At 70.9% G+C, this 5,267-nt stretch carries 5 protein-coding genes; 3 read left to right on the top strand and 2 right to left on the bottom strand.

Annotated features, from left to right (window positions below; all coding sequences use genetic code 11):
- On the bottom strand, window positions 1-1,575 hold a 1,575-nt coding region (gene dsbD / locus ACE3T5_RS21040; protein WP_374670066.1), incomplete at its 3' end, for a protein-disulfide reductase DsbD.
- A gap of 68 nt (window positions 1,576-1,643) precedes the next feature.
- Between dsbD and ACE3T5_RS21035 the strand changes: the two genes are divergently transcribed.
- From ACE3T5_RS21035 to ACE3T5_RS21025, 3 genes are all read left to right on the top strand, one after another.
- Window positions 1,644-2,303, top strand: a complete 660-nt coding sequence (locus ACE3T5_RS21035; RefSeq protein WP_244386995.1) for a response regulator transcription factor — start codon at window positions 1,644-1,646, stop codon at window positions 2,301-2,303.
- Entirely contained in the window at window positions 2,300-3,652 is a 1,353-nt protein-coding gene (locus tag ACE3T5_RS21030; RefSeq protein ID WP_244386993.1) for an ATP-binding protein, read from the top strand. The genes ACE3T5_RS21035 and ACE3T5_RS21030 overlap by 4 nt, the downstream gene beginning before the upstream one ends.
- Window positions 3,653-3,784: 132 nt before the next feature.
- A complete protein-coding gene (locus ACE3T5_RS21025; protein ID WP_244386991.1) occupies window positions 3,785-4,618 on the top strand; it encodes a hypothetical protein in 834 nt (277 codons plus the stop codon).
- Between the two features lie 47 nt (window positions 4,619-4,665).
- On the opposite strand, the gene ACE3T5_RS21020 is transcribed toward ACE3T5_RS21025, so the two are convergent.
- The coding region (locus ACE3T5_RS21020; protein WP_374670065.1) for a tannase/feruloyl esterase family alpha/beta hydrolase at window positions 4,666-5,267 on the bottom strand (602 nt) is incomplete at its 5' end.

Below are 5,267 nucleotides of genomic sequence, written 5' to 3'. Positions count from 1 at the left end.
GACCTCCCGCTCGATCGTCTTGCAGGACGTGCACCAGTCGGCGGAGAACTCCACCAGCGCGGGCTGGCCGCGTGCGGCGGCATCCGCCAGGCGCGCCTGCAGCAGCGCAGGGTCCTGCAGCGTCTCGAACGCGGGCGCGGCGGCGGCCGATGCAGCAGGCGCGGCGACGAGGTTGCGCAGCGGCTGGCTGGGGTCGCTGGCGCCGGCGGCGGCACCGAACACCAATGCCGCCCCCCAGAGCCCCGCGACCGCCGCCCCGGGGCGCGCCACCAGCGTGGAGGCGGGTCGCAAGTTCGCCGCGACCGCGGAGCGTGCCAGTTGCCACAGCGAAAAGGCCAGCGCCACCAGCAGGCAGCCCCACAGCAGCAGGCTCCATTGCGGCGCGATCACGCGCTGCGCCATCCAGATCGCGATGCCCAGCAAAATGAATCCGAACGCCGCTTTCACCCGGTCCATCCAGGGGCCGGGGCGCGGCAGCCAGCGTGCGCCCCAGGTGCTGAGCACGACCAGCGGCACGCCCATGCCGAGCCCCAGTGAAAGCAGGAGCAGCGCGCCTTCCGCGGCCGAGCCGCCCTGCGCGATGTACAGCAGCGTGCCCGCCAGCGGCGCCGTCATGCAGGGGCCGACCAGCACGGCGGACAGCGCGCCCATCGCCGCCGCGCCCGTGAGAGATCCTCCCCGGACCGTCTTGCTCGCGAGGCGGTCGCGCAGGAACGCCGGCAGTTGCAGTTCGTAGAAGCCGAACATGGCCAGTGCCAGCACGACGAACACGGCGGCGAACGACAGCAGGGTCCACGGGTTCTGCATCCAGGCCTGCAGCCCGGCGCCCGCCAGCGCGGCCAGCACGCCCATGCCCGCATAGACCGCCGCCATCGGCCCGACGAAAGCCAGGGACAGCAGCAAGCCGCGGCGCGGGGTGGCCCCGCTGCCCACCACCATGCTCGAGAGGATGGGCACCATGGGCAGCACGCAGGGCGTGAACGCCAGCCCGATGCCCAGGACGAAGAAGAGGGGCAGGGTCCAGGCCAGCGAACGTTGCGAGAGCAGGCGGCTGATGTCGGCGTCGTTGCCTGCAACGATGGCCGCCGTCGATGCGCCCGTCGTCGATGCGGCCGGTACGGGTGCGCTCGGGGCAGCAGCCGATGGGCCCGTGCTGGCCAGCACGATGTCCTTTTCCACCGGCGGGTAGCACAGGCCTTCGTCGGCGCAGCCTTGCCAGGTGACGCGCAGCGTCGAGGCGGTGCCGGCCTGGACGCCCACCTGCACGGCCTCGTGGTAGACCTCCACGGTGCCGAAGTTCGGGTCTTCCTTGACCTCGCCGCGCGGTTTCTCCACCGCGCCCACACCGGTTCCGCTCACTCCGATACGATTCCGGTACAGGTAGTACCCCGGGGCGATGGTCCACTGCAGTTGCACCTGGCCCGCGCCTTGTTCCTGCACAGCCAGCCGGAAGGCCTTCTCGGGCTCCAGGAATTCAGCGGCAGCCCATGCGGGCGCAACCGCGATCCATGCGGCGAGCACCAGCACCCATGCGGGGAACTGTCTCAGCCATCTCCATTCCAACGCTTCTTTCATGCCACCCTTGTTCGCGGTTCGAGCACAGTCTGGCAAGCCGCGATTAAGGCGTCGTTAAGAGTTCGCTAGTGCACCTCCTGCTCGTCGAAGACGATCCTTCCGTGGCCCACGGCGTGGCCGCGGGCTTGCGCCTGCACGGGTTCACCGTGGACCACGCAGAGACCGCCGCTGCCGCGCAAGCAGCGCTGGCGGCGTCCGAGTTCGACCTTGCCGTCCTGGACCTGGGGCTGCCCGACGGGGACGGCATGGACCTGCTGGCGCGCTGGCGCGCCCGCGGCATCGGCATGCCCTTGCTGGTGCTGACCGCCAGGGACGCCGTATCGGACCGCGTGCGGGGGCTGCAGGCCGGCGCCGACGACTACCTGCTCAAGCCCTTCGACCTCGACGAACTGGTGGCGCGCCTGCACGCCCTGCTGCGGCGCTCCGCCGGCCGCACCATGGATCGCATCTCGCATGGGGGCGTGACGTTCGAGCCCTCGTCGGGGCAGGCCTGGCTGCACGGAGAGCCGGTGGAGTTGTCGCGGCGCGAGCGCACCCTGCTGGCCACGCTCCTGCAACATCCCCGAGCGATCCTGAGCGCCGAGCAGTTGCGCGACCGGCTCTACGGGCTGGAGCAGGAGGTCGAGAGCAACGCCGTGAACGTGCACATCCATCACCTGCGCCGCAAGCTGGGCAGCGGAATCGTGGAGACGGTGCGCGGCATCGGCTACCGGCTGGGGTCGGCATGAACAGCCTGCGCGTCCGGCTGCTGGTGATCATCGGCGCATCGCTGGTCCTGCTCTGGACGGCCGTCGCGGCCTGGATGATGGTGGAACTGCGCGGCGAACTGCGCACGGCCCTGGACGATCGCCTGGCCGCGTCGGCGCGCATGGTGGCGGGCCTGGCGCTGCAGTTCCCGACCGAGTCGCTCTCCGGCGGGGCGGCGGCCAAGCCCTTGCTGGACGTCGTGGCGCGCGACGGCCTGGCCTGCGAGGTGAGCCTGGTGCGCGGTGAAGTCAGCGTGCAGAAGGTGGCGCGGACGGCATCGAGCCCCGCGCTGGACGATGCCTCGCTGGGCTACAGCACCGGCATCTACGGCGGCAAGCTATGGCGCATCTATGTGCTGAACCAGGGCGGGCTGCGCATCGCCACCGCGGACCGCATCGACGCGCGTGAAGCACTGCTGAAGGACGTCGCGCTCACCGCGGCCGTTCCGTTCGCGGTGGCGCTGGTCGGAACGCTGTTCGCGCTGTGGCTCGGCATCGGCGGCGGACTGGCGCCGCTGGAGCGCATGCGGCATGCCCTGGCGCAAAGGCGGCCCGACGACGACGCCGAGTTGCCCCACGGGCCGGTGCCCAGGGAACTGCGCCCGCTGGTGGACACCATCGCGCACCTGCTCCTGCGGGTGCGCAGCACGATCGCGCGCGAGCGCCGCTTCACCGACGATGCGGCGCACGAGCTCAGGACCCCGTTGACGGCCGTCAAGACGCATCTGCAGGTGCTCAGGCTGGCACTGGCGCGGAACAAGGATGCCCCCGAGGTGAAGGAGGCGCTGGCCCACGCGGACGATGGCGTGCTGCGGATGCAGCGCACCCTGGAGCAACTGCTCCTGCTGGCACGCCTGGATGGCGGCGACGAAGTCGATCCGAACCTCTGCGCCGACGCCGCCGATGCAGCGCGCCAGGCGGTGGCCGAGGTGGAGGCCTCCTGGCGCACGCCGGGGAAGGTCACGCTGGACCCGGGGCAGGCGGCGTGGTGCGTGCGTGTGCCGGAGGTGCTGCTCGTCTCGGCGATGCGCAATCTTCTCGACAACGCGGTTCGCGCCTCGCCCGAAGATGCTGGCGTCGACCTGCGCATCGTTAGCGGCAGCGATGGCCAGGTGCGTTTCGAAGTGCTGGACCGCGGCCCCGGACTGAGCGAGGAGGACCGCGCCATGGCGACCCGCCGGTTCTGGCGCCGCAGCAAGGCGGCAGGCGGCAGCGGCCTCGGCCTGGCCATCGTGGACGCCATTGCGAAGCGCCACGGCGGCAGCTTCAGTCTCGCTCCGCGCGTGGAAGGCGGTTTGCAGGCGCGGCTGGAACTTCCAGCAGCAGCCTGACCCGGGTGCATTCAAGGGCGCTGCAAAACCCAGGTCGGCGGCGGCGTCCTACATCGGCTCGGTGCGGGCGGGACGCCTGCACAAGAGGATCCGCACTTACGCTGTGCGGCTTTCCATCGATGACCAGCACGCATGTCCGCCACCGGTTCCGCCAACGATCGCAACGAGTTCCTCCGCTCCCTCCGCAACGGCGCCATCATCGGCGCGCTGGTGCTGGTGGTCGCGGTTCCCTGGATTCGTGACCGGCAGGCGCCGCCGCCGCCGGCGGTGCCCACCGTCGCGCCGCCCGCGTCGGCTCCGCGCGCCGCGCGGCCCCTGGCCGACTTCGGCGACGAGATGCCATCGCAGGAGGCGCGGCACGTCGCCAACTGGGCGTTCTTCACCGGCGACAACCAGGGCAAGTCGGTCGTGATCCTCGACAAGAAGGCGGCCAGGGTCTACACCTTCGAGCCGCAGGGACGGCTCGTCGCGGCCACGCCTGCGCTGCTCGGGTCCGCGATCGGCGACGACAGCGTGCCGGGCATCGGCGACAAGCCGCTGGCGCAGATCCGCCCCGAAGAGAAGACGACCCATGCCGGACGTTTCGAGGCGCAGCCCGGCGTCAACACGGACGGCGAGGACGTGATCTGGATCGACTACGACGCGGCGCTCTCCATGCACCGGGTGCGCCCCACCGTCGCCGCGGAGCGCCGCCTCGAGCGGCTGGCGACGCCCACCGAGCAGGACAACCGGATCTCCTTCGGTTGCGTGAACCTGCCGGTGCACTTCTACGAGCAGGTGCTGAGTCCTGCCGTGAAGAAGACGGGGGCCATCGTCTACGTGTTGCCCGAGACCCGCACGACCCAGGAGGTGTTCGGCTCCTGGGACGTCACCGATCCGCAGGCGCGCGCTCCGGCGGGTGCGGTCCGCCCCATGGCGTCGTCACCGGTGCCCGTTCCAGCCGCCCGGCGAAACCGCGACCAGTAGCCCATGAAAAAGGGCCCCGCGAGGGGCCCTTCCGATGCGCAGGTCGCCTACTCCTGCGCGCAGTCGTACGAGCTGGCCTGGTCGGTCGGCAGGCCGCCGCCCTGGTAGCGCGGATAGGCCGGATACGAACACAGGGGCAGCGAGCGCGCACCCGCCGTGAGGGTCGCGTGCATCGGCGGCGCGGCACCGTTCTCCACCCAGTCGACCATCATCCCGACGCGGTCGATGGTGTTGGGGATGGTGGTCGTGGGTTGCGGCTGGCCCAGGCCGTTCACGTTGTACGCGTTGCCGCTCAGGCCGTGGCCGCCCTGCGGCATGACCCACAGGCGGGCGAAGCGGTCCACGGCATCCCGGCCCATGCGGTCGATCACGCTCTGGTAGTAGTCCAGCTGCGCGCCGGGCGATGCGAGCGAATCGTTGGTGCCCACGGTGACGATCAGCTTGCCCCCCTGCTTGTAGAACGAGGTGAGGTCAGGATGCGTGGCATCGAGGTACTCGGAGATCTCGACGCGGCGGGCATTCAGTGCGCCGCCTTCGACGTAGTCCAGCGGGTTGGCGGTGAGGTCCTGGAACAGGAAGCCCGTCACCCCCGCGATGCCCAGGTGCGAGTGCACCGGCGCGTCGGGCGCAGCGCCTTCCTGGCCGCGGT

Source organism: Ramlibacter sp. (genome assembly GCF_041916345.1).
Taxonomy (GTDB): Bacteria; Pseudomonadota; Gammaproteobacteria; order Burkholderiales; family Burkholderiaceae_C; genus Ramlibacter.
Note: the sequence above shows the minus strand (reverse complement) of the source record. Positions and strands in the feature narration are given on the sequence as shown.